Raw genomic sequence first — 20,624 nt, forward strand, 5'->3', positions numbered from 1 at the left:
CTCGTGGTGGGTCTTGAAGGCGACACGTCGTGCCCCCATTTCTTCAAAAGCATGGCAAAGCTGGAGATACTTCGCTTCGACATTGATGCCGCTGCGTTGATAGGCGGGATTCATCCATGTCCAGCCGATTTCGAGAGAGCGATGCAGGGGTTGGATGTCGGCGAAGCGAGTCGCTCCAATGAGGCGTCCATCTGTTTTCGCGCGCGTGGCCCACGGCATGACGGCACCTGCAGCTGCCCCGTCGAGTGCCGATTGAATATAGCTGCGCATGTCATCCTCGGTTTCCATCCGGTCAGTCCACCATCGCCAGATTTGTGGCTCTTTTGCGGCTTCTGAGAGCGCTGCGAGATGATCCATGCTGAGTGGTTCGAGACGGACGAGGGTGCCTTCGAGCGTAACGGACGCGGCTTGCATGTTCGTAGTGTAATGGTTTGCGGTGAATCTCCTGTCTTGTGTCCGCAAGAATGCGCGATTCATCACTGCGGTTAGGCGGGAGAGCGAGTATCTCCATATAATGGGCCTTTAGCTGTGTAAGTGCTTTCCAGGTAAGCGTCTCTCAACACATATTCCGAGGAAAACAGGTACCGCTCTTTGCTGGCAGTCTGCCCCAAAACTGATTTGAGAAGATTCTTTCGTGCACTGCTGGTTCTTTTGCTGTGTGTTGCCCTGAGCGCTGTCGCACTGCCGCAGGATGCCGCCATCTCGTCTTGGGGCGGGGTGCTGCGCGATGCTTCTGGTCAGCCGGTACCAAATGCGACGATATGGCTGGTTGAACAAGGGCACAAACATGCCGCGGCCACTTCAGAGACTGGCATCTTTACTTTCCGGAACCTGCCCTCGGGCAACTATTCTCTGTCAGTCGAATCCGCTGGAAAAGTGACCAATGCCAGCAGGCCAGTTTTACTTGCGGCAAATCATGTAACTGTAGTGGTTACGATGTCCAGTCAGGGCGACTTGACGGTCGCGGAACAGAAAGAGCAATCCGAGTCTACGGGCGGAGAACAGCTTTCAAGCCGCGCTGTCAGTGATCTGCCACTGAACAAGCGTGACTTCAGCACGCTTCTGCTGCTTGCAGCGGGTACGATGACTGACACAAATGGCGCGACGAATTTCACCCAGCAATTTGCCATCAACGGCCAGCGCGGAGTGGAAGCAACGTTCGCCATGGACGGCGCTGACACGAGCGACCCGGAAATGGGCGGTGGGACCTTTACCAACTTCAACGTGGATGCGGTTGAAGGGATCCAGTCGAATTCAGGATGGATGCCTGCGGAGATTGGACGAGGAGCGGCGGGTTTCACGAACATCCTTACCCGTACAGGCAAGAGCGGTTTTCATGGATCGGTCTTTGAATTTCTGCGCAACTCGGCGCTCGATGCCCGAAATTACTTCGACCATCCGACAGAGGGAAGAATTCCGCCGTTCCGGCGCAATGAGTTTGGATTTACCAATGGCGGGCCGGTAGTGATTCCGCATCTTTATGACGGAAGCGGGAAGACGTTCTATTTCGGCCAGTATCAGGGATTTCGGCAGGTGCTGGGGACGACGCAGGTACTAGCAGTGCCTACACCGCAGGAACGCTCCGGGCTGGATACCAGCGCATTTCCTGGTGACACATTATATGTACCGGTGGATTCGCAGATGGCTGGCATCCTGGCGCGGTATCCGCTGCCCAACTATCCGCAGGGGTCGTATGGAGCGCACACCTATGCGACTTCATCGAAAGTGACCACGAATGCGAACCAGTTTTCGCTTCGCATTGACCAGACGCTTGATGAGAAGTCGCAGATTTTTGCGCGCTTCACCTGGGACAATCTCACTGGGCCGACGACCAATCCAGACCAGACGGCGATCGATCCGAGCTTTGCGGTGGAGTACAAGGACCACCAGCGCAACGGGGTGCTGACGTATTCGCGAACGGTTTCGCCGCAGTATTCATTCGAGTCGTCGATCAGCTTTACGCGCACCACGCCTGGATTTCCGACGCCGAACCACACTGATCCAGCGGTGCGGTTCAATGATGGACTGTTTGAGGCCTTCAATTCGGCAGCCGGGTCGGTAATGCAGGCGTATGGAAATCTCTTTCAGGCGCGGCAGAATTTCGCGTATATAACGGGCCGTCATGCATGGAAGTTCGGCGGAGAGATTCGGCTGAACCGCGATACGACTTACTTCGGGACAAGCCCGAATGGAGAATATGACTTTGGCGGAGGGACAGCGTATTCCCCAGTCGATATTCGCTCGCAGAGCGGAACGCATGATATCCATGTGGGCGATCCACTGCCGGACACGCTTTCCGGGCTGCTGACAGGAACTCCGTTTGCGTATAACGTTGCTGTCGCTCCGCCTTACTTTTCCAGTGGAGACCACATTGGTCCGGCGGCCATCAATCGGAACAATTTCGCGATCTACATACAGGACACGTGGAAGGTATCACCCCGCTTTGTGCTGGATTATGGGCTTCGCTACGACGTGTATTCGCCGATTACAGAACGCGCGAAGCGTACTTCAGGTTTTTTACCAATCACGACACCTGGCGTTCAGCAATTCGTTGTGAATCCGCAACCGGGATACCAGACGAATTACAGCGAGTGGCAACCGCGTGTGCAGCTTGACTGGCGCGCTACAGAGAAGCTGCATGTTCGCGCAGGTGGCTCGCTGATGACGATTCAGCCAAATATCTGGCAGGACAATTTCCTGACTGGGGCAACGCCGTTTGTCGTCTATCCACACCTGACCGCCGCGCCCGGAGCACAGTTCCACTACGGTTTCCAGATCACGCCAGATCAACTTCCCCGAGCGTATTCAACCTCTGGACAGGACATCTTCGCCAGCGGCAATACAAAGGATGTACCTGCGAACACTGTTCTTGACGTTGATCGTTATGAGCATGACCTGGCTGCAGTGACACCGAGTCATCAGATCACACCGCTGAATCTTGCCGGCATCGATAGAAGTTTCGGGAATGGATTGCTGGAAACATGGACGCTGGGGCTGGAGCGGCAGTTCGGGAATATCACTGCCGATGCCGCATATGTGGGAACAGCCGGCGTGAAGCTTCCGCGCATAATTTTCCCGAATGGGTTTCCGGGAGCAAGCCCGGAATATGCGCCCTACACGCAGTTCGACAGTGCAGGCAATGTGATTGGCGGCTTCGGTTATGAAAATGTGATTGATGATACTTCACATTCGACATACAACGCATTGCAGACCTCGCTCTCCGGAACCTTTGCGCATGGCGGGCCGGGTGTGCAGGCGAGCTACACCTGGTCGAAGTCACTGGATGACGTGAGCGGAGTAATTGGGGGCGGGACGGGATCGACCGGCGCGCAGGTAGTATTTGCTCCGCAGGATCCCTTTAATACGCATCCGGAAAAAGGGCCCTCCACTTTTGATGTGGCGCACTCTTTCACTCTGAGCGTGGCCCAGGACCTGCACCTGGAGAGCCTGGATTTTCTGCAAGCGATGACAAAGAAGCTTACGCGAGGATGGGAGCTACTGAGCATTTCGAGCATCAGCAGCGGCTCGCCATTTACGATTTATTCCGGCATCCAGCAGACGGGAGCGGGATCGAACGGCTCGGACAGGCCTGATCAGACTGGCAAGCCCGATCTGTCAACGGCGAGGAAAGTTCGTGAGGACTATTTCGGAAAGGGCGAGGCGAACGCGTCATATTTTTATATCCCCATCAATCTATCAGGCGGAACAGGGCCAAACAGCGGTCGCTTCGGCACACTTGGACGTAATACATTTCGTGGACCTGCCTACTACAACTATGACTTCGCCATGATTAAGGACACGCCGTTCGGGACGCGCAAGAGCGGCAGCGAACTGGTTGATCTGCAATTCAGGGCGGAGTTCTTCAATCTGTTCAACATTGTGAATATGGGTCTGCCGTCGAACACGATTAAGGGCTCCGGTTTTGGGGTGATCAGCAAGACTGCGAATAATTCACGGCAGATTCAGTTTTCGCTCAAGCTGATCTATTAAAGTCCCTCCCTGAGTTGTCCGGAAACGGACAGTTGGTTCCGGAAATGACCAGTTGCAGCGCATGAATCCTGGTGGATTTGCGATCCATCTCTTTGTAGAAAAGAGAGTTATGGCAGGGCGGGAAATGGCGCGGTAGTTGCAGTATCTATAGCTGATGGATATCGCCCGCCCAGATATAAGGAAGAAGAAGCTGCGCCGTCAGATCGTAATCGGCGCGATTGGTCTTGTCGCAGTTGCCGCAGCAGCGGTTGCTGTTTACCGCCTGAAGCCGGCTGCCCCCAGCGTGGATGCCAGCGTAGTGTACCCGGATACGGTCAAGCGCGGCCCGATGATTGTGCAGGTGCGTGGACTGGGAACGTTGGTTCCCAGCGAGGAAAGCATCCGGTTGATTCCCGCGCAGACCGAGGCCACGGTAACGCGGATCCGCGTTCTGCCCGGCACCAAGGTCACGCCGGACACGGTCATTATGGACCTGACCGACCCTCAGCTCGATCAGGAATTGCTAACCGCACAGCTGCAGTTGAAGTCCGACGAGGTGGCTTACCACAACCTGCAGGTGACGCTGGATAGCGCCCTGATGGACAAGAAGGTAGCGGCTGCGCTGGTCAATTCCAATTACAGCCAGGCGGAAATGCAGGCTCAGATCGATAAAAAACGCTACGACCTGGGCGTAATCAGCGGCATTGATTACAACAAGTCGAAAACTTCCGCCGATGCCTTGACCACCCAGAACCAGATTTCGACCGACCAGATCAACATCAATCAAAAGGCAATCCAGACGCAGTTGGACGTGCAGCAGGCAAAGATCGACCAGGACAAGGCGATGCTGCAATTGAAAGAAGATCAGAAAGCCGCGCTGGAAGTGCGCGCGGGCATAGATGGGGTGTTGATTTCGCTCGGTCAGCAAACAACAACGACTGGGACAGACACGAATACTTTGGGCGTGGGGGCACACGTGGCGCCGGGCACAACGTTGGCAACGGTCGTGGTGCCGAACCAGTTGAAGGCCCAGCTGAAGATCGCCGAGACGCAGGCCCATGACATTCTTCTGGATCAGCCGGCGGAAATCGACACACATAATGGCGTTGTTCCCGGGCATGTTACAAGAATTGATCCGGCGGTAGTGAACGGAACGCGCACAGTTGACGTAAAGCTTGATGGGGCCCTTCCTCCAGGAGCGGTCCCGCAGTTGAGCGTGGATGGGACGATCGACTTGCAGCGCTTGCAGGATGTACTGTACGTCGGACGTCCAGCGTTTGGAAACCCGGACAGCACGATCAGTCTGTTCAAGTATGATCCCGATGGCAAAACGGCCACGCGGGTACAGGTGAAGGTGGGCAAGGCTTCGGTCACGCAGATTCAGATTCTGGATGGTCTGAAGGAAGGCGACCGGGTGATTCTGTCGGACATGTCGCGGTATGACAACACCGATAAGGTTCGTTTGGAGTAGCGGGAAAGCAGAGGAGCGAGGTAGACATGGAGAATACGCAGTCGTTGATTAACATTGAAGGTCTGACGAAGGTCTTCTACACGGACGAGATTGAGACGCACGCGCTCTCGGGAATCCATCTCACCGTCAACAAGGGCGAGTACGTCGCGATGCAGGGACCGTCGGGCTGCGGCAAGTCGACGCTGCTCTCGATTATCGGATTGCTGGATACGCCGACGGCGGGGAAGTATCTGCTGAACGGCCATGCGGTCGAGAACCTGAATTTCGCGCAGCGTTCGCGCATCCGCAACCAGGAGATCGGCTTCATCTTCCAGAGCTTCAATCTGATCGGCGATCTCACTGTCTACGAGAACGTTGAGCTGCCTCTGACCTATCGCACAGGCATGTCGGCTGCGGAGCGCAAGCGTCGCGTCCAGGAGTCACTGGAGCGCGTGAGCATGGCGCACCGCATGAAGCACTATCCTTCACAGCTCTCCGGCGGTCAACAGCAACGCGTGGCGGTGGCGCGCGCTCTGGCCGGCTCGCCGTCGATCCTGCTGGCTGACGAGCCTACCGGAAACCTGGATTCGCGCAACGGCGAAGCGGTGATGGAACTGCTGCAGAACCTGCACAAGGACGGCGCGACGATTGTGATGGTGACGCACGATCCTCGCTTCGCCCGCCATGCCGAGCGGAACATTCATCTCTTTGACGGCAAGGTTGTCGCCGAGGGAGACGCGCTCGAACAGGTGCTGGAAGCGCGGTAAACACTTCTTGGCAGTTGTGATTGCTCAGGCGCGGCAGCAAGCCGCGCTGACGGCTGATTGTTGTCCTGATTTTGAGTGATTGCGCCAATCGAGGCGAATCGCGGTCCTTCGATTACGCGCTGCGCGCTCCGATCAGGATGACAAATATAAATACACGCATTGCGCTCAGGATGACAATGCATTGTTGGGAAGTGACACTCCATGATTGAACTGAAAAATATCGAACGCAGCTACAAGACGGGAGCAGGGCAGACGTGGGTGCTGCGCCGCATCCATCTCAAGATTCAGGAAGGTGAGTTTGTCACCATCATGGGACCTTCAGGAGCGGGCAAGTCATCGCTGTTGAATGTGCTGGCCCTGCTCGACGATCAGTGGCTGGGTGAGTACTGGTTCAAGGACCAACCGGTGCACCGGATGAATCGTAAACAACGCGCCGAATTGGCAAAAAAGAACATTGGCATGGTCTTCCAAAGCTATCACCTGCTCGATGACCTCACAGTGCAGGAGAACATTGACCTGCCGCTGTCCTATAAGGACATTCCACGTCCAGAGCGGCAGGGACTGGTGGCCGATACACTTGACCAGTTCCAGATTGTGGGCAAGAAGGACCTGTACCCTTCGCAGCTTTCCGGCGGACAGCAGCAACTGGTCGGTATTGCACGCGCTGTGATTCATAAACCGGCCCTGCTCTTGGCTGATGAGCCAACGGGCAATCTGCATTCCACTCAGGCAAAGGAAATCATGGAGCTTTTCCGCGAACTGAACCAGCAGGGGACGACGATCATTCAAGTGACCCATTCTGAAGCGAATGCGGCCTATGGAAACCGCATCATTGAAGTGCGCGATGGCTGGATGGTGAAGGATACAGCGCACCCGGAACTGGGCGCGGAGGTAAGCGCATCGTGAAAAGCGGGTCCACGGTTCAGCAGCAGTTAATGGCAGTTGCTCTTTGCTGCCTTGTTTCATCGAGCGGCATGGCACAGACGGCGCCTTCGCAGCCAACGACACAGACGCCGCCGGATGCTCCCAGCGCGCAGCAACAACAGCCTGCTTCTCCCACTATTGCCCAGCAGAATGAACAAATGCAGCGTTCGGCTCCTGCCGTGGTGCCGTTCCACGTCGAGATACCTCACTCGCACAATCCGATTCGTTCCTATACGCCGAGTGATGTGCCGGAGCTCAGTCTGACGAACTCGCCGCGCCTGGAGCAACTGATTCGCGATGGAAAGATCTATCTTTCCTTGAAAGATGCAATCGCGCTGGCACTTGAAAACAACCTGGATCTTGCATACTTCCGCTATAACCTCGTTATCGCCGACATGGACCTCGCCCGCACGAGAGCTGGTGGCCAGGTCCGCGGCGTAAATACCGGCGTAGTGCAGGGGACGCAAGGCGGATTCAATGCGGCCAATACGGGCGGGGGCGGAGGAGCGCCAAGTTCTAGTGGCGGAGCAGGGGCAGTCGGAGCGGGCGGCCTGGTGCAATCAACGCTTGGTTCGGGCACAGCAGTGAATTCCTTCGACCCTGTGCTGAGCGTTAAGTCTTACGTGGACCATACTACGCAGCAGGAGCCGAATGTCTTTCAAGTCGGCGTGCCGTTGCTGAAGCAGAATACGATTGACTTTACGTCGCAGTACTCGCAATCGTTTCCATTAGGGACCAACATTCAAGTCGGCTACATCGGGCAGCGTTACACCATTAATAGCCCGTACTTCGCCGTCAATCCAAACCTGTTTTCGAACTTCCAGGCCACCATCAGCCAGCCTCTGCTTGCTGGGTTTGGATTTGGCACAAATGAGCGCTACATCCGCATCGCCAAGAAAAACAAAACATTGACGAACTTGGCATTCAAGGCACAGGCGATTGCGACTATCTCGCAGGTGGAGGACATCTATTGGGACCTGGTGAGTGCCTACCAGGACGAGCAGGTGAAAGAGCGCTCGCTGACCTTTGCCCAACAGACGCTGGACGATGACCAAAAGCAATTGCAGTTGCAGGCCATTCCTGCAATGCAGGTGCTGAAGGACCAAGCAGACGTCGCCACCAGGGAGGGAGACCTGACCGTTGCCAAGGCTACGCTTAGGCTGAACGAACTGCTGATCAAGAATATCCTGACCAAGGAGATCGACGACCCGCAGCTGGCAGATATGCCGGTGGTCCCGCTTGACCTCATCGGAACACCAGACGCAAATGAAGGCAAACCGATTGATACGCTGATCGCGGAGGCGGAAAAGAACCGGCCTGACGTCTCACAAGATCAGATTGCAATGGAAATTGCGCAGGATGGCTTAAAGGCAATCAAGAACGCTTTGCTGCCTCAACTCAATGTCTATGGATTCTATGCCGGGAGCGGCGCTGGCGGCCCTGTGAACCCGAATTGCAGTCTCGGGCCAGATCAATGCTCGACGACGCTTCCTCCCGATTTTGGGACTACGCTACAGAACACATTCAACTATACGGCGCCAGAGTATCAGGTTGGTTTCCAACTTAATATCGTCCTTCGCAACCGGATCGCGAAGGCGGATCAGTTCCGTGCCGTGCTGGAATTCCGGCAGAACCAGCTCACGTTCGAAGAGCAGAAGAAAAATATTCGGTTTGACGTGCGCAACTCGCAATATGCTCTGCAGCAGTCGCGCGCCAGCGTAGATTCTCTGCAAAAAGCGCGCGATCTGGCGCAGAAGACCTTCGATGTTACAAAGCAGGAACAGCAATTGGGATCGAAATCAAGCCTCGACACGCTTAACGCAGATCACGACCTTGCCGTAGCGGAATCCGCTCTGTTTACAGCACAAGCTGCATATGAAAAGAGAAAGGTGGATATCGACCGGGCCACCGGTGAGACGCTCGATCGCATGGGTGTTTCCATTGATGATGCAAAAAGCGGCGTCGTAACACATTCGACTCCATAGCCTGACGATATACTCAGGTCTTTGATGGCCACCACATCACAACTCGGCGGAGCGGAAAACAGCATGGTCGATGCTCACTCTCCGCGTGTGCTGATTGCCGACGATCAGCCTCATATTCTGGATGCGCTGGAACTGCTGCTGGAGCCGGAAGGCTTTCAGGTGGAAAAAGTGCGTTCGCCCATGATGGTGCTGGAGGCGCTGCAGTCCGGCTCGTTTGACGCGCTGCTGGTCGACCTGAACTATACGCGCGATACGACTTCCGGCAAGGAAGGTCTTGACCTGCTGACACAGATCAAGTCGCTCGACAGCCACGTTCCGATAATTGTGATGACGGCATGGGCCAACGTTGAAGTCGCTGTGGAAGCAATGCGGCGCGGTGCGCGCGATTTCATTCCGAAGCCCTGGGACAATGCGCGCCTGCTCACTATCCTGCGCACGCAGATCGACCTGCACCACGCAGTCAAGCGCGCATACCGGCTGGAAGCCGAGAACCAGATGCTGCGCGGGGCAAACCTCCCCGATCTGATTGCGACCGCCCCTGTCATGCAGCCCGTATTGAGCACGATCACGCGCATTGGACCATCGGACGCCAACGTTCTGATTACAGGCGAGCATGGAACCGGGAAGGAAGTGGTAGCGCAAATGCTGCATGGGCTGTCGCAGCGCGCTACGCGTTCGCTGGTGGCCGTCAACACCGGCGCTCTGCCGGAAGGCACGTTCGAAAGCGAATTGTTCGGCCATGTGAAGGGCGCTTTCACAGATGCGCGTGCGGAGCGTATCGGGCGCTTTGAGTTGGCTGACGGCGGAACACTTTTTCTGGACGAGATTGCCAACGTTCCTATGCGTCAGCAGGCGAAGCTCCTGCGCGTGCTTGAAACCGGCGAGATGGAGCGCGTCGGTTCATCGAAGACGCGGCGCGTGAATGTGCGTGTGCTGTCTGCAACGAATGCCGATTTACATGCTGAAGTCGAGCAGGGACGCTTTCGCGGTGATCTTTTGTTCCGTCTCAATACCGTCGAAATTCATCTGCCGCCACTGCGCGATCGCCGCGAAGATATCCCGCTGCTGGCTGCGCATTTTCTCAACCGTTACGCATCGCGTTACCGAAAGCAGATGGAAGGCATCGATCCTGCGGCATTGCAGGTGATGCTGCAATATCCGTGGCCGGGGAACGTGCGTGAGCTTGACCATACCATTGAGCGCGCCGTGCTCATGGCGCGCGGTAACAGAATTGAAGCGTCCGATCTGGGCCTGAACCAGACGCGCGCATCCAGCCAGGCGCTTGAAGATATGAGCCTGGAATCCGTAGAGAGTATTCTCATCCGCAAGGCCCTGACTCGCGCCAATGGCAACGTGAGTCAGGCTGCCGAGGCGCTTGGCCTGAGCCGCGGCGCCTTGTACCGGCGGATGGAGAAGTATGGCATCTAGGCGCGACCACAACCACAGGAGAACGGCGGCCACGAGCAAAATCCCGCGCGAGGGGTTCAGCTTCGAGGTTCGGATGAAGCTGCTGATTACATCGCTGTGCGTGCCTGTATTTGCGCTCTGCGCGGTCCTGCTCTGGATCGAGCATGTCTCCCTCTCGCTTATCATTGGGTCGCTGACCACACTGGCGCTTGTCGTACTGCTGGTGGCGTCTATCTTCCTTGAACAGGTTGTGCGTCCGCTGCAGACGCTGGCCAACGTGGTGGCCGCACTGCGGGAAGAGGACTTCTCATTTCGCGCACGCGGCGCGACTCCGCAGGATTCGATGGGGGAGTTGGCGATTGAAATCAATCAGCTGGCTGACGCCCTGCAGTCGCAACGGCTGGGTGCGCTGGAAGCCGTCGCGCTGCTGCGGCGCGTGATCCTTGAGATGGATGCGCCAGTGCTGGCTTTTGATGAGCAGGGTGCGCTGCGGGTCGTGAATCCGGCGGCGGAACGTGTGCTGCATTTGGTTGCCGGACGCGATCTCGGACGCACCGCCGACGAGCTTGGTTTGCGCAAAATTCTGGATGAGCCGGACGAAGGCATCACCACGATTGCAGACCAGGGACAGCAGGCGCGGTGGATGGTTCGGCGCAGCAGCTTCCGTCAGCGCGGCGTGCCGCACACGCTGCTGGTGCTTTCCGATGTAAGCGCTGCGCTGCGCGAGGAGGAGCGGCTGGCATGGCGCAGGCTGATTCGCGTACTGGGGCATGAGCTGAGTAATTCACTGGCGCCGATCAAGTCGATTGCGGAGACTCTGCGTTCGCGGATTTCGCAATTGCCGCCTGAGAATGCAGCCAGCTTCGAGCGTGGGCTGACCGTGATTGAGAGCCGGGCGGAGGCGCTGAACAGGTTCGTGCAGGCATACCGACAGTTGGCAACGCTGCCAGCTCCGGTGCTGAAGCGGGTACCGCTTTCGCCACTGCTGGATAGGGTTGCCGGGCTAGAAACGCGGCTTGTCGTGGAAGTGGAAGACACGCAGCCTGTAAACCTGAAAGCAGATCCGGACCAGATGGAGCAACTGCTGATCAATCTCGTCAAAAATGCGGTTGATGCCGCAGTGGACGAGCGCGAAGAGGCAGGATTGGTAAGCAAACCTGCGGTGAGAATTCGCAGCCGGAGCGCGGGCGACATGGTTTCCATTTTGATCGAGGACAATGGGCCGGGTCTGACGAACCCCAGCAACTTGTTCGTTCCGTTTTATACGACGAAGAAGAGCGGCACAGGCGTTGGTCTGGTGCTGGCGAGGCAGATTGCCGAAGCGCATGGTGGCTCACTGGAATTGCGGAACCGCATGGATGTTATTGGCTGCCAGGCCGAGGTGCGGATTCCGATTGCTTCGCCTGAACGGGATGCGCCGCAGCGTTCCGAAGTCGCGGAAAACGAGTCGTGGATCGTTCGACGGGGAGCGTAGAGCTACTCTCTTCATTCCTTCCGGTAAGATGGAAGTCAGTTATCCCCTATCAACTCAACCAGACTAGGAGAGCAGGAATAGTGTCTGACGCGCAGGCGGCAAAGATGAAGGTGGCGATTCTTGGATTTGGCACGGTAGGCAGCTCAGTGGCGCGCATTCTCTTCGATTCGCAGCCTGCGGGCGTGGAACTGACGCACATCTTCAACCGCAATGTAGCGCGCAAGCGGGTAGATTGGGTTCCGTCAAGCGTGCAGTGGACCGAAAATGTGGAAGACGTACTGTCATCGCATGCGGACATCGTACTGGAACTTGCCGGAGGGCTTGATCCCGCAGGCGAGTGGGTGCGGCGCGCTCTCGAAGCCGGCAAGTCTGTCGTTACAGCCAACAAGAAATTGATTGCCGAACATGGCATTGCGCTCGACAAGCTGGCGCGCAGCAAAGCCTGTCATTTGTTTTATGGCGCAGCGGTTGCGGGCGGCGTGCCGGTGATCCCTGGCCTGCAGCAGGGACTGGCGGGTGACCGCATCACGCGCATTGAAGGAATCCTGAACGGCACCTGCAATTTCATTCTGAGCAAGATGGAAGACGGAGCCGAGTTTGCTCCTGTGCTGAAAGAAGCGCAGGCGCTCGGCTATGCCGAGGCTGATCCTACGGAAGATGTAGCCGGATTCGATGCCCGTGCCAAGCTGGTCATTCTTTCCCGCATTGCGCTTCGTGCAGATGTGACCGTAGGCGATGTTCCGGCGAAGTCGATTACTGAAATCGCGGCGATAGATTTCGCCTATGCGCGCGAAATGGGATGCACCATTCGCCAGATTTCGCGTGCGGAATTGCGCAATGACGAAGTGCTCGCAACCGTGGGGCCGATGCTGGTGCCGCAGGCTTCTCCGCTGGCGTGGTCGCACGGTACAGAGAACATGGTGCTCGTGGGCGGAGCATACGGCGGTGATGTGGTCTTTTCCGGTCACGGCGCGGGCGGAAATCCAACGGCGGTAGCGGTCATCTCCGATCTGCTTGCCATTGCGCACGGCTCTTGTGCTGTCGGCCTGCCGAGCCGGAAGATTGGTGTCAGCGGCGATTTCCTGCTGCGGCACTACATTCGCTTTGTGGTGAAAGACCGCCCTGGCATTATTGCCCAGATTGCCGGCGCGCTCGCCGAGCAGGAGATTAACATCCACGCTATTTTACAAAAGCCCGGACACACGAAGGAGAATCTCCCGTTTGTGGTGATTGTGGAACCGTGTCCGCCCGGCCCGCTGAAGAAAGCGCTCGAAAAGATTGCAAAGCTGGATTGTCTGCTGGAGCCGACACTCGATTTGCAAATACTTGAGCCCGAAAACGGCGCCTAGCTTTGCCGCAGCATGGCTTCTGTTGATATCCTCACGGCGCCAGCAACTTAGGCAGCAGCGTTTGCCTTGCGTTGCATCCAAGTCGTAAAGGACACAATCATGCGCGCTGCCGAAACCTCTTCCGGCCATTTGGTTTCCACTCTGCCTGAACCGTCTGCCAATCTTCCCTCGTGCGAAATTACGATTGATGGCTTGCCGGCGGCAGCTTTCGAAGGCGAGCATCTCGTCGACGCAATCAATCGAACAGGCAAAGAGGTGCCGCAGGTCTGTTACCATCACCACCTCGGCCCGATCCAGACTTGTGATACCTGCATGGTCGAGATTGACGGCAAGCTGGTGCGCTCGTGTGGAACAAAAGTCACACCAGGGATGAAGGTCGAGACGGAATCAGCCAAAGCGCAGGCAGCGCAACACGAAGCCTTCGACCGCATCCTCGGCAACCATCTGCTCTACTGCACGGTCTGTGACAACAACAACGGCAACTGCACGGTACATAACACGACGGCAATGCTGAAGGTCGAGCATCAGCAGCATCCTTACAAGCCGAAGCCATATGAAAAAGATTTCTCGAACCCCTTCTACCGCTACGATCCGGATCAGTGCATTCTGTGCGGGCGCTGCGTGGAAGCTTGCCAGAATGTGCAGGTGAATGAGACGCTTTCAATTCGCTGGGAAGATGAGCATCCGCGCGTGCTGTGGGATGGCGGCGAGCAGATTGGCGGATCAAGCTGCGTGAGTTGCGGGCACTGCGTCACGGTTTGTCCCTGCAATGCTCTGATGGAAAAGTCGATGCTGGGCGAGGCAGGCTATTTCACACACTTGCCGATGGATGCGCTCAACGGAATGATCAAGTTCGTTAAGGGCATTGAGCCAGAGATCGGATATGGGCCGATTTTGCAGCTTTCCGCGACAGAAGCGGCCATGCGGGACGTTCGGGTAAAGAAGAAGAAGACGGTCTGCACCTACTGCGGCGTGGGCTGCACGTTTGATATGTGGACGAAGGACCGGCACATCTTGAAAGTTGAACCGAGCGAGGGACCGGCGAATAACATCTCGACCTGCGTAAAAGGAAAATTCGCATGGGATTTCGTGAACCATCCTGACCGTTTGCAGAAGCCGCTGATCCGCGAAGGCGATGGTTTTCGCGAAGCAAGCTGGGATGAAGCTCTGGATCTGGTAGCCCGCCGATTGAGCGAGATCAAGACGGCGCATGGGCCGGATGCGCTGGGATTCATCTCTTCGTCCAAATGTACGAATGAAGAGAGCTATCTGATGCAGAAACTGGCGCGCGCGGTTGTTGGGACCAACAATGTCGATAACTGCTCGCGGTATTGCCAGTCGCCTGCCACCTCCGGTTTATGGAGGACTGTGGGATATGGCGGCGATTCTGGATCGATGAGCGACATTGCCCAGGCTTCATTGGTTGTCATCATCGGCAGCAATACGGCGGAGAGCCATCCGGTGCTGGCGACGCGTGTTAAGCGCGCACACAAACTGCATGGACAGAAGCTGATCGTCGCTGATCTCCGCGAGCACGAGATGGCGCGACGCGCGGACATTCACATCAAACCGCAGCCGAGCACCGATCTGGTATGGCTCTCGGCGGTGACAAAATACATCTTCGATCATGGCAAGGCGAAGATGGACTTCATCGAGCAGTGGGTTCACAAAGTAAATGAGTATCGCAAAAGCCTGGATCCTTTCACGCTGGAGTTTGCGGCACAGGTGACCGGCATACCGGTAGAGACGCTGGTCACCGTCGCAGAGGAGATAGCGGCGGCGCCGTCAGTCTGCATCCTTTGGGCAATGGGCGTAACGCAGCACTGCGGCGGCTCGGACACTTCGACGGCAATCTCGAATCTTCTGCTTGCAACAGGGAATTACATGCGGCCGGGCACAGGGGCCTATCCGCTGCGCGGGCACAATAACGTGCAGGGAGCGAGTGATTTCGGCTGCATGCCTGTTTATTATCCCGGGTACGACAAGGTTGAAGACGAAGAAGCGAGAAAGCGCTACGAGCAGGGTTGGGGCGTGAGTCTGCCAACGAACAAAGGTCTCGATAACCACGAAATGGTGAACGCGATCCATGACGGCAAAATGAAAGGGATCTACCTGTTTGGCGAAGATATGTACAGCGCCGATTCGAATGCGAACCGCGTCGGCGCCGCCTTCTCCATGCTGGACTTTTTCGTGGTGCAGGACATTTTCTTCAGCGAGACCTGCCGCTTTGCCGATGTGGTGCTGCCTGCTAGTCCCAGCCTGGAAAAAGATGGAACATTCACCAGTACTGAGCGGAGGATTCAGCGCCTTTATCAGGTTTTTGAGCCGCTTGGCGAGAGTAAGCCCGACTGGATCATCATTCAGGAGATCGCGAACCGGCTGGGAGCGAAATGGAATTACAAGCATCCAGCCGATATCATGCACGAGTCGGCTTCGTTGGCGCCGATGTTTGCCGGCGTGACGTATGACCGGCTAGCCGGCTATAAATCACTGCAATGGCCGGTTGCGGTAGACGGCACGGACCAGCCGCTGCTTTATACGGAGAAGTTCAATTTCCCGGATGGCAAGGCGAACTTCTATCCCATGGAATGGATTCCGCCATGCGAGGTGGTGGACGGCGAATTTGACCTGCACCTCAACAATGGCCGTTTGCTGGAGCACTTCCACGAAGGAAATATGACCTATCGAGTTGCGGGAGTGAATGAAGAAACCCCGAACCGCTTTGTGGAAGTATCGCCGGAACTGGCTGAGGAGCGCGGCATCACTACGGGGCAGTGGGTCGATGTTACTTCGCGCAATGGCGAGATTCGCACGCGGATCTTGGTGACGGACCGGGTGAAGGGAAACCAGCTTTACATGCCATTGAATTCGCCGGATAAACCCGTAAATCTGTTGACTGGCGACTTTACCGATCGCAAAACACATACGCCCGCATATAAGGAAACTGCGGTGAAGATGAAGGCGCTGCCATGGCATGGCGAGAATCCATTGCCGCGGATCAATTTTCGCTATGGCAAGCCCACTCCGCAGAGCGGTGTTGAAGTCGAGCGCAAATGGAAGCGGGCGGACTACAAAATGCCGGGCAATGGGCTGGTCCAGATACAGAAGAGGTAACCAGGAGCAAGCATGGCCAAGCCAATTGAGATGAAACCGCAACCACGTGATGCGCGTGAGCAATTACAGCGCCGCTTGGACAGCGCTCCCATCGAACACGCCGATGCATTGCTGTCACTGTATGACCTGCTTCAGAAGCTACATGATTCTGGAACGTTGGACCTATTGCGCGGCGCGGTAGGTGCGAGTGATGACATTGTGAAGCGGTCTGTCGATATGCTGATCCAGCCGGAGCCTGTGCGGGCCATTCGTAATCTACTGTTATTCGGCAAGCTTCTTGGCTCCATGGATCCTGACATGCTGCACCGCATTTCAACCGCCCTGCCAAGTGCGATCAGCCAGGCGGACGCCGATGAGACGCCTTCTACATTGACAGTACTGGCGCGGTTTCGCTCGAAAGAAAGCAGGCGCGCGCTCGCCGCCGGCGCCGCGATACTGGAGAGCATCGGGCGCGAACTGGACGATAAAAAGAAGTAGTTTCAGGCGCGGCGTTTGCTTCGTAGCGCGGCGGCAATTCCAGTCGATTCGCGAATAATCAGCTCCGGCTGCATCATAATCTCTTCCGGGAACTGCTTGTCAGGGTTTGCAATCATGTCCAGGAGGATCTGCACGCCTTCACGCCCCATATCGCGCAATGGTTGACGCACAGTCGTTAGGCTTGGTTTGTGATATGCGGCGCTCATAATGTCATCGAAGCCAATGACAGAAATGTCCTCAGGCACCTTCAGGCCGGCGTCGTAGATAGCGCGAATCACGCCAATCGCGGAAATATCGTTGAAGCAAAAAATGGCAGTAAAGTCACGCGCACGAGCCAGCAGGTCGCGCATCGGTTCGTAGCCCACTCCCGGCGACCAGCTGTCCGCGTCGAGTTGGATGCAGTGGTCTGCCTGCACCTTGATGTTCAACTGCCGCGCTACTTCAAGGATGGAGCGCCAGCGGTACTCCGTGTCGGGGATGATGTTGGGGCCCTTCACGAAGGCAATTTTGCGATGACCGAGATCATAGAGATGACGTAGTGCGAGCTCGGCTCCCTTCAGATGGTCCAGGACAATGTTGGTGACACCTGGCGAATTGTTGTGAGCGGAGACAGCAACAGTCGGCAGCGGGCTGCGGATTTCCGATGGCGTGTTCAGGAGCAGGAAGCCGTCAACAGCGCGCTCGGCAAGCATACGGGGATACTCAACCATCAGGTCCTGGTTCCAATAGTGGCTGGCAGTGAAATAAAAATACTGTGCGCGCATCAGGTACTCTTCCACGCCGTTCATGACCATGGTGAAGTAGCCTTCGCTGAGGTCCGGCGCCATTACGCCAATCGACATGCTGCGGTTTTTGCGCAGCGAGCGGGCAAAATAATTCGGGCGGTAGTGATATTTTCGCGCAGCCTGGAGCACGCGCTCGCGCGTGCGCGCCGGGATTGACTTAGCAGACGGGGAATTGTTCAGCACCAGTGAGACAGTGGTCTGAGAGAGCTGAAGAATTGCGGCAAGCTGCTTTAGATTAATTGGCTCGCCATCGCGCGGCGGCTCTTGTTTCATTTTCTGGTCATCACCCATAGGCGATTTGTAGCACGTTTACAGCTAAGAAACTATCGCGATCAGGCGATACCGGCTTCTTCGTAGGTTCCCATGACCTTCTTCAGCGCATTGCAGATTTCGCCGATGGTCGCATGGGCCTTTACGCAATCCAGCAGAAAAGGCATAGTGTTCGCTGAGGAAATTCCATCTGTAACCGCCGCTGGTTCCTTTTCAGCCGCGCGGCAAAGGTCCAGCAGCGCGCGGGCTACCGCATCGTTAGAGCGTTCACGGCGCAGCTTCTTCAGTTTTGCCGTTTGCGCCTCGCGCACTGATTCATCGATGTAGAGAATTTCCGGCGGCGGCTCGTCCACCGCATACTCATTCACGCCGACGATAATCTTTTCGCGGGCTTCCACGGCGCGCTGGTAGTCGTAACTGGCCTGGGCAATTTCCTTCTGCGGGAAGCCGTGCTCAATGGCCCGCACCATGCCGCCCATGGCGTCGAGCTTGTCGAAGTAGTCGAAGGCGGCCTTCTCCATATCGAGCGTCAGGCGTTCGACAAAATATGAGCCGCCGAGCGGATCGACTACATCTGCAACTCCGGACTCATACGCCAAAATCTGCTGTGTGCGCAGCGCAATGCGGGCAGCGTCTTCTGTCGGCAGCGCCAGGGCTTCGTCGTAAGCATCAGTGTGCAGTGATTGCGTGCCGCCGAGCACCGCAGCCAGCGCCTGGATGGCGACGCGGGCGATGTTGTTCTTCGGTTGCTGCGCGGTAAGCGACACTCCAGCGGTCTGCGTATGAAATCGCATCCACGTAGAACGAGGATTCTTCGCGCCGAAGCGCTCAGTCATCACCCGATACCAGATTTTGCGCGCCGCACGAAACTTGGCGATCTCTTCAAAAAAGTCGTTGTGCGAGTTGAAGAAAAAGCTCAGCCGGGACGCGAAGTCATCGACAGACAGGCCGCGCCGCAGCGCCCATTCCAGATACTCAATGCCGTCATAGAGTGTGAAGGCAAGTTCCTGCTGCGCCGTCGATCCGGCTTCGCGAATGTGGTAGCCGGAAATCGAAATGGGGTTGAATCGAGGCGTGTAGCGTGATCCAAATTCAAAGGTGTCGATGACAAGGCGCATGGAAGGGACAGGCGGATAAATGTATTCCTTTTGCGCGATGTATTCCTTCAGGATGTCATTCTGCAGCGTGCCGGAAATTTTCTTCCAGTCCGCGCCTTGCCGTTCAGCGACCGCAAGATACATGGCCCAGATGACGCTCGCAGGCGAGTTGATGGTCATCGAGACGGTGGTCTGTTCGAGGTTGATGCCGGAGAAAAGCGTCTCCATGTCTTCAAGAGAATCGATGGCCACGCCGCACTTGCCGACCTCGCCCTCGCTCCGTGGATCGTCTGAATCGCAGCCCATGAGCGTGGGCAGATCAAAAGCGACGGAGAGGCCGCTGCCTCCGTTGGCGAGCAGATATTTGTAGCGCTCATTGGTTTCTTCCGGCGAAGCAAAGCCGGAAAACTGCCGCATTGTCCACAGCTTGCCGCGGTAGCCATTAGGATGGATGCCGCGCGTATAGGGTGGTTCGCCCGGAAGATTGAGGTTGGATTCCCATCCATTGGAAAGATCGGCTTCGGTGTACAAGCGCTTGATAGGCACGCCGGAGATAGTGGTGAAACGCGCCCGGCCCTTCTCGTCGAGATTGCCGCCTGTGGCAGCGCCAATAGGCCTTTCCGAAGCTTTCTTCAGTGCAGGATTGAGCGTCTGCTCCTCCCACCGCTCCTTTTCGGCGGAAGCATTTGATGTCGACGAATTAGTTGGCGGTGCATCAGGCAAAAATCACCTCTGGCAACAAAACGTTTCAGCATAGGCGAAATCAGCCATGGCTGGCAATGCGCTAGCTCTTCGTCGACTTCCAGGCCTTGGCATATTTCCAACTCACATAACCCGAGTGATACAGATGCAGCAGCAACCCTTCGCGCCCGTCGAGGAAGCCAAGGCGAAGAACATAGTTGTAGAAAAATGTCGCCGCAGGATTAAGCAACACATTCCCCACGAACGCAGTCAGGCCTCGGCTTGTTTTGTTTTGAGCAACAACCTGCTCGGCTCCAAGTGTGCTGTAGCGGTTCATGTGCTCGATGTAGTTGTCGAGACTGGGGTAGGCATAATGGATCAACTCTCCGTCCAGAGTACGCGTCGGGCCGGAATACTGTACCGTCTCATGCACGGCGCGCTCTTCAAACCATGCAGCCCCTTTGCGGAAAATCCGTAGCTTGGGATCAGGCCAGTAGCCGCCATATCGGATCCAGCGGCCAAGGAAGAGATTGCGTCGCGGCACAAAGTAGGCATCCACATCTGGCGTTCCTTCAAGAAGCTGCGTAATTTCCTGCGCAAGCTTCTCACTTACGACTTCATCAGCGTCGAGCGAGAGCACCCAGTCGTTGGTGCAGTGTTCAATGGCCAGGTTCTTCTGTTTTCCAAATCCTCGCCACTCTTCGCGGATGATCTTCGCGCCAAATGCTGAAGCTAGTTCGACAGTCCTGTCCGTCGAGCCGGAATCGACAATGACGATCTCATTTGCCCAACGAATGCTTTCCAGCGTCCGCGGCAGATTGGCTTCTTCGTTCCTGGTAATGATGGCGACTGAAAAGGTCTTTCCCATCCGGTGG

At 56.5% G+C, this 20,624-nt stretch carries 14 protein-coding genes; 10 read left to right on the forward strand and 4 right to left on the reverse strand.

The genetic code is table 11. The features are described 5' to 3' along the window. Window positions 1-477: GNAT family N-acetyltransferase (locus VEV40_RS04765; protein WP_324830547.1), on the reverse strand; the 477-nt coding region annotated here is incomplete at its 3' end. A gap of 141 nt (window positions 478-618) precedes the next feature. Between VEV40_RS04765 and VEV40_RS04770 the strand changes: the two genes are divergently transcribed. The 10 genes from VEV40_RS04770 (at window position 619) to VEV40_RS04815 (ending at window position 16,916) form a co-directional block, all read left to right on the forward strand. Beyond that, window positions 619-3,990 carry a TonB-dependent receptor gene (locus tag VEV40_RS04770; RefSeq protein ID WP_324830548.1) on the forward strand — a complete coding sequence of 1,124 codons (3,372 nt, stop codon included), beginning with the start codon at window positions 619-621 and terminating at the stop codon, window positions 3,988-3,990. 154 nt (window positions 3,991-4,144) lie between these two features. Then, window positions 4,145-5,440 carry an efflux RND transporter periplasmic adaptor subunit gene (locus VEV40_RS04775; protein ID WP_324830549.1) on the forward strand — a complete coding sequence of 432 codons (1,296 nt, stop codon included), beginning with the start codon at window positions 4,145-4,147 and terminating at the stop codon, window positions 5,438-5,440. Window positions 5,441-5,466: 26 nt separating this feature from the next. Beyond that, window positions 5,467-6,186 (forward strand): ABC transporter ATP-binding protein, encoded by a 720-nt coding sequence (locus VEV40_RS04780; protein WP_324830550.1) that lies wholly within the window; start codon window positions 5,467-5,469, stop codon window positions 6,184-6,186. A 201-nt stretch (window positions 6,187-6,387) separates the two neighbouring features. Then, the gene (locus VEV40_RS04785; RefSeq protein ID WP_324830551.1) at window positions 6,388-7,092 is read left to right on the forward strand and encodes an ABC transporter ATP-binding protein; all 705 of its coding nucleotides are present in this window, start codon (window positions 6,388-6,390) and stop codon (window positions 7,090-7,092) included. A gap of 29 nt (window positions 7,093-7,121) precedes the next feature. Beyond that, entirely contained in the window at window positions 7,122-9,095 is a 1,974-nt protein-coding gene (locus tag VEV40_RS04790) for a TolC family protein (RefSeq protein ID WP_324830552.1), read from the forward strand. 24 nt (window positions 9,096-9,119) lie between these two features. Then, complete coding sequence (locus tag VEV40_RS04795) at window positions 9,120-10,523, forward strand: sigma-54 dependent transcriptional regulator (protein ID WP_324830553.1); 1,404 nt, start codon at window positions 9,120-9,122, stop codon at window positions 10,521-10,523. Then, entirely contained in the window at window positions 10,513-11,976 is a 1,464-nt protein-coding gene (locus VEV40_RS04800; RefSeq protein ID WP_324830555.1) for a sensor histidine kinase, read from the forward strand. The genes VEV40_RS04795 and VEV40_RS04800 overlap by 11 nt, the downstream gene beginning before the upstream one ends. A gap of 80 nt (window positions 11,977-12,056) precedes the next feature. Beyond that, window positions 12,057-13,325 carry a homoserine dehydrogenase gene (locus VEV40_RS04805; protein WP_324830556.1) on the forward strand — a complete coding sequence of 423 codons (1,269 nt, stop codon included), beginning with the start codon at window positions 12,057-12,059 and terminating at the stop codon, window positions 13,323-13,325. A 99-nt stretch (window positions 13,326-13,424) separates the two neighbouring features. Next, entirely contained in the window at window positions 13,425-16,439 is a 3,015-nt protein-coding gene (gene fdhF, locus VEV40_RS04810) for a formate dehydrogenase subunit alpha (RefSeq protein WP_324830557.1), read from the forward strand. Window positions 16,440-16,451: 12 nt separating this feature from the next. Then, on the forward strand, window positions 16,452-16,916 hold the full coding sequence (locus tag VEV40_RS04815; protein WP_324830558.1) for a DUF1641 domain-containing protein: 465 nt from the start codon (window positions 16,452-16,454) through the stop codon (window positions 16,914-16,916). A 2-nt stretch (window positions 16,917-16,918) separates the two neighbouring features. Here VEV40_RS04815 and VEV40_RS04820 read toward each other — a convergent pair whose 3' ends face one another. The 3 genes from VEV40_RS04820 to VEV40_RS04830 form a co-directional block, all read right to left on the reverse strand. Beyond that, a complete protein-coding gene (locus VEV40_RS04820; RefSeq protein ID WP_324830559.1) occupies window positions 16,919-17,974 on the reverse strand; it encodes a LacI family DNA-binding transcriptional regulator in 1,056 nt (351 codons plus the stop codon). A gap of 59 nt (window positions 17,975-18,033) precedes the next feature. Further along, entirely contained in the window at window positions 18,034-19,791 is a 1,758-nt protein-coding gene (locus tag VEV40_RS04825; protein ID WP_324830560.1) for a methylmalonyl-CoA mutase family protein, read from the reverse strand. Between the two features lie 61 nt (window positions 19,792-19,852). Beyond that, a complete protein-coding gene (locus tag VEV40_RS04830; RefSeq protein WP_324830562.1) occupies window positions 19,853-20,617 on the reverse strand; it encodes a glycosyltransferase family 2 protein in 765 nt (254 codons plus the stop codon). Window positions 20,618-20,624: the final 7 nt, after the last annotated feature.

The sequence above is a fragment of the Alloacidobacterium sp. genome, from assembly GCF_035631355.1.
Classification (GTDB): domain Bacteria; phylum Acidobacteriota; class Terriglobia; order Terriglobales; family Acidobacteriaceae; genus Alloacidobacterium.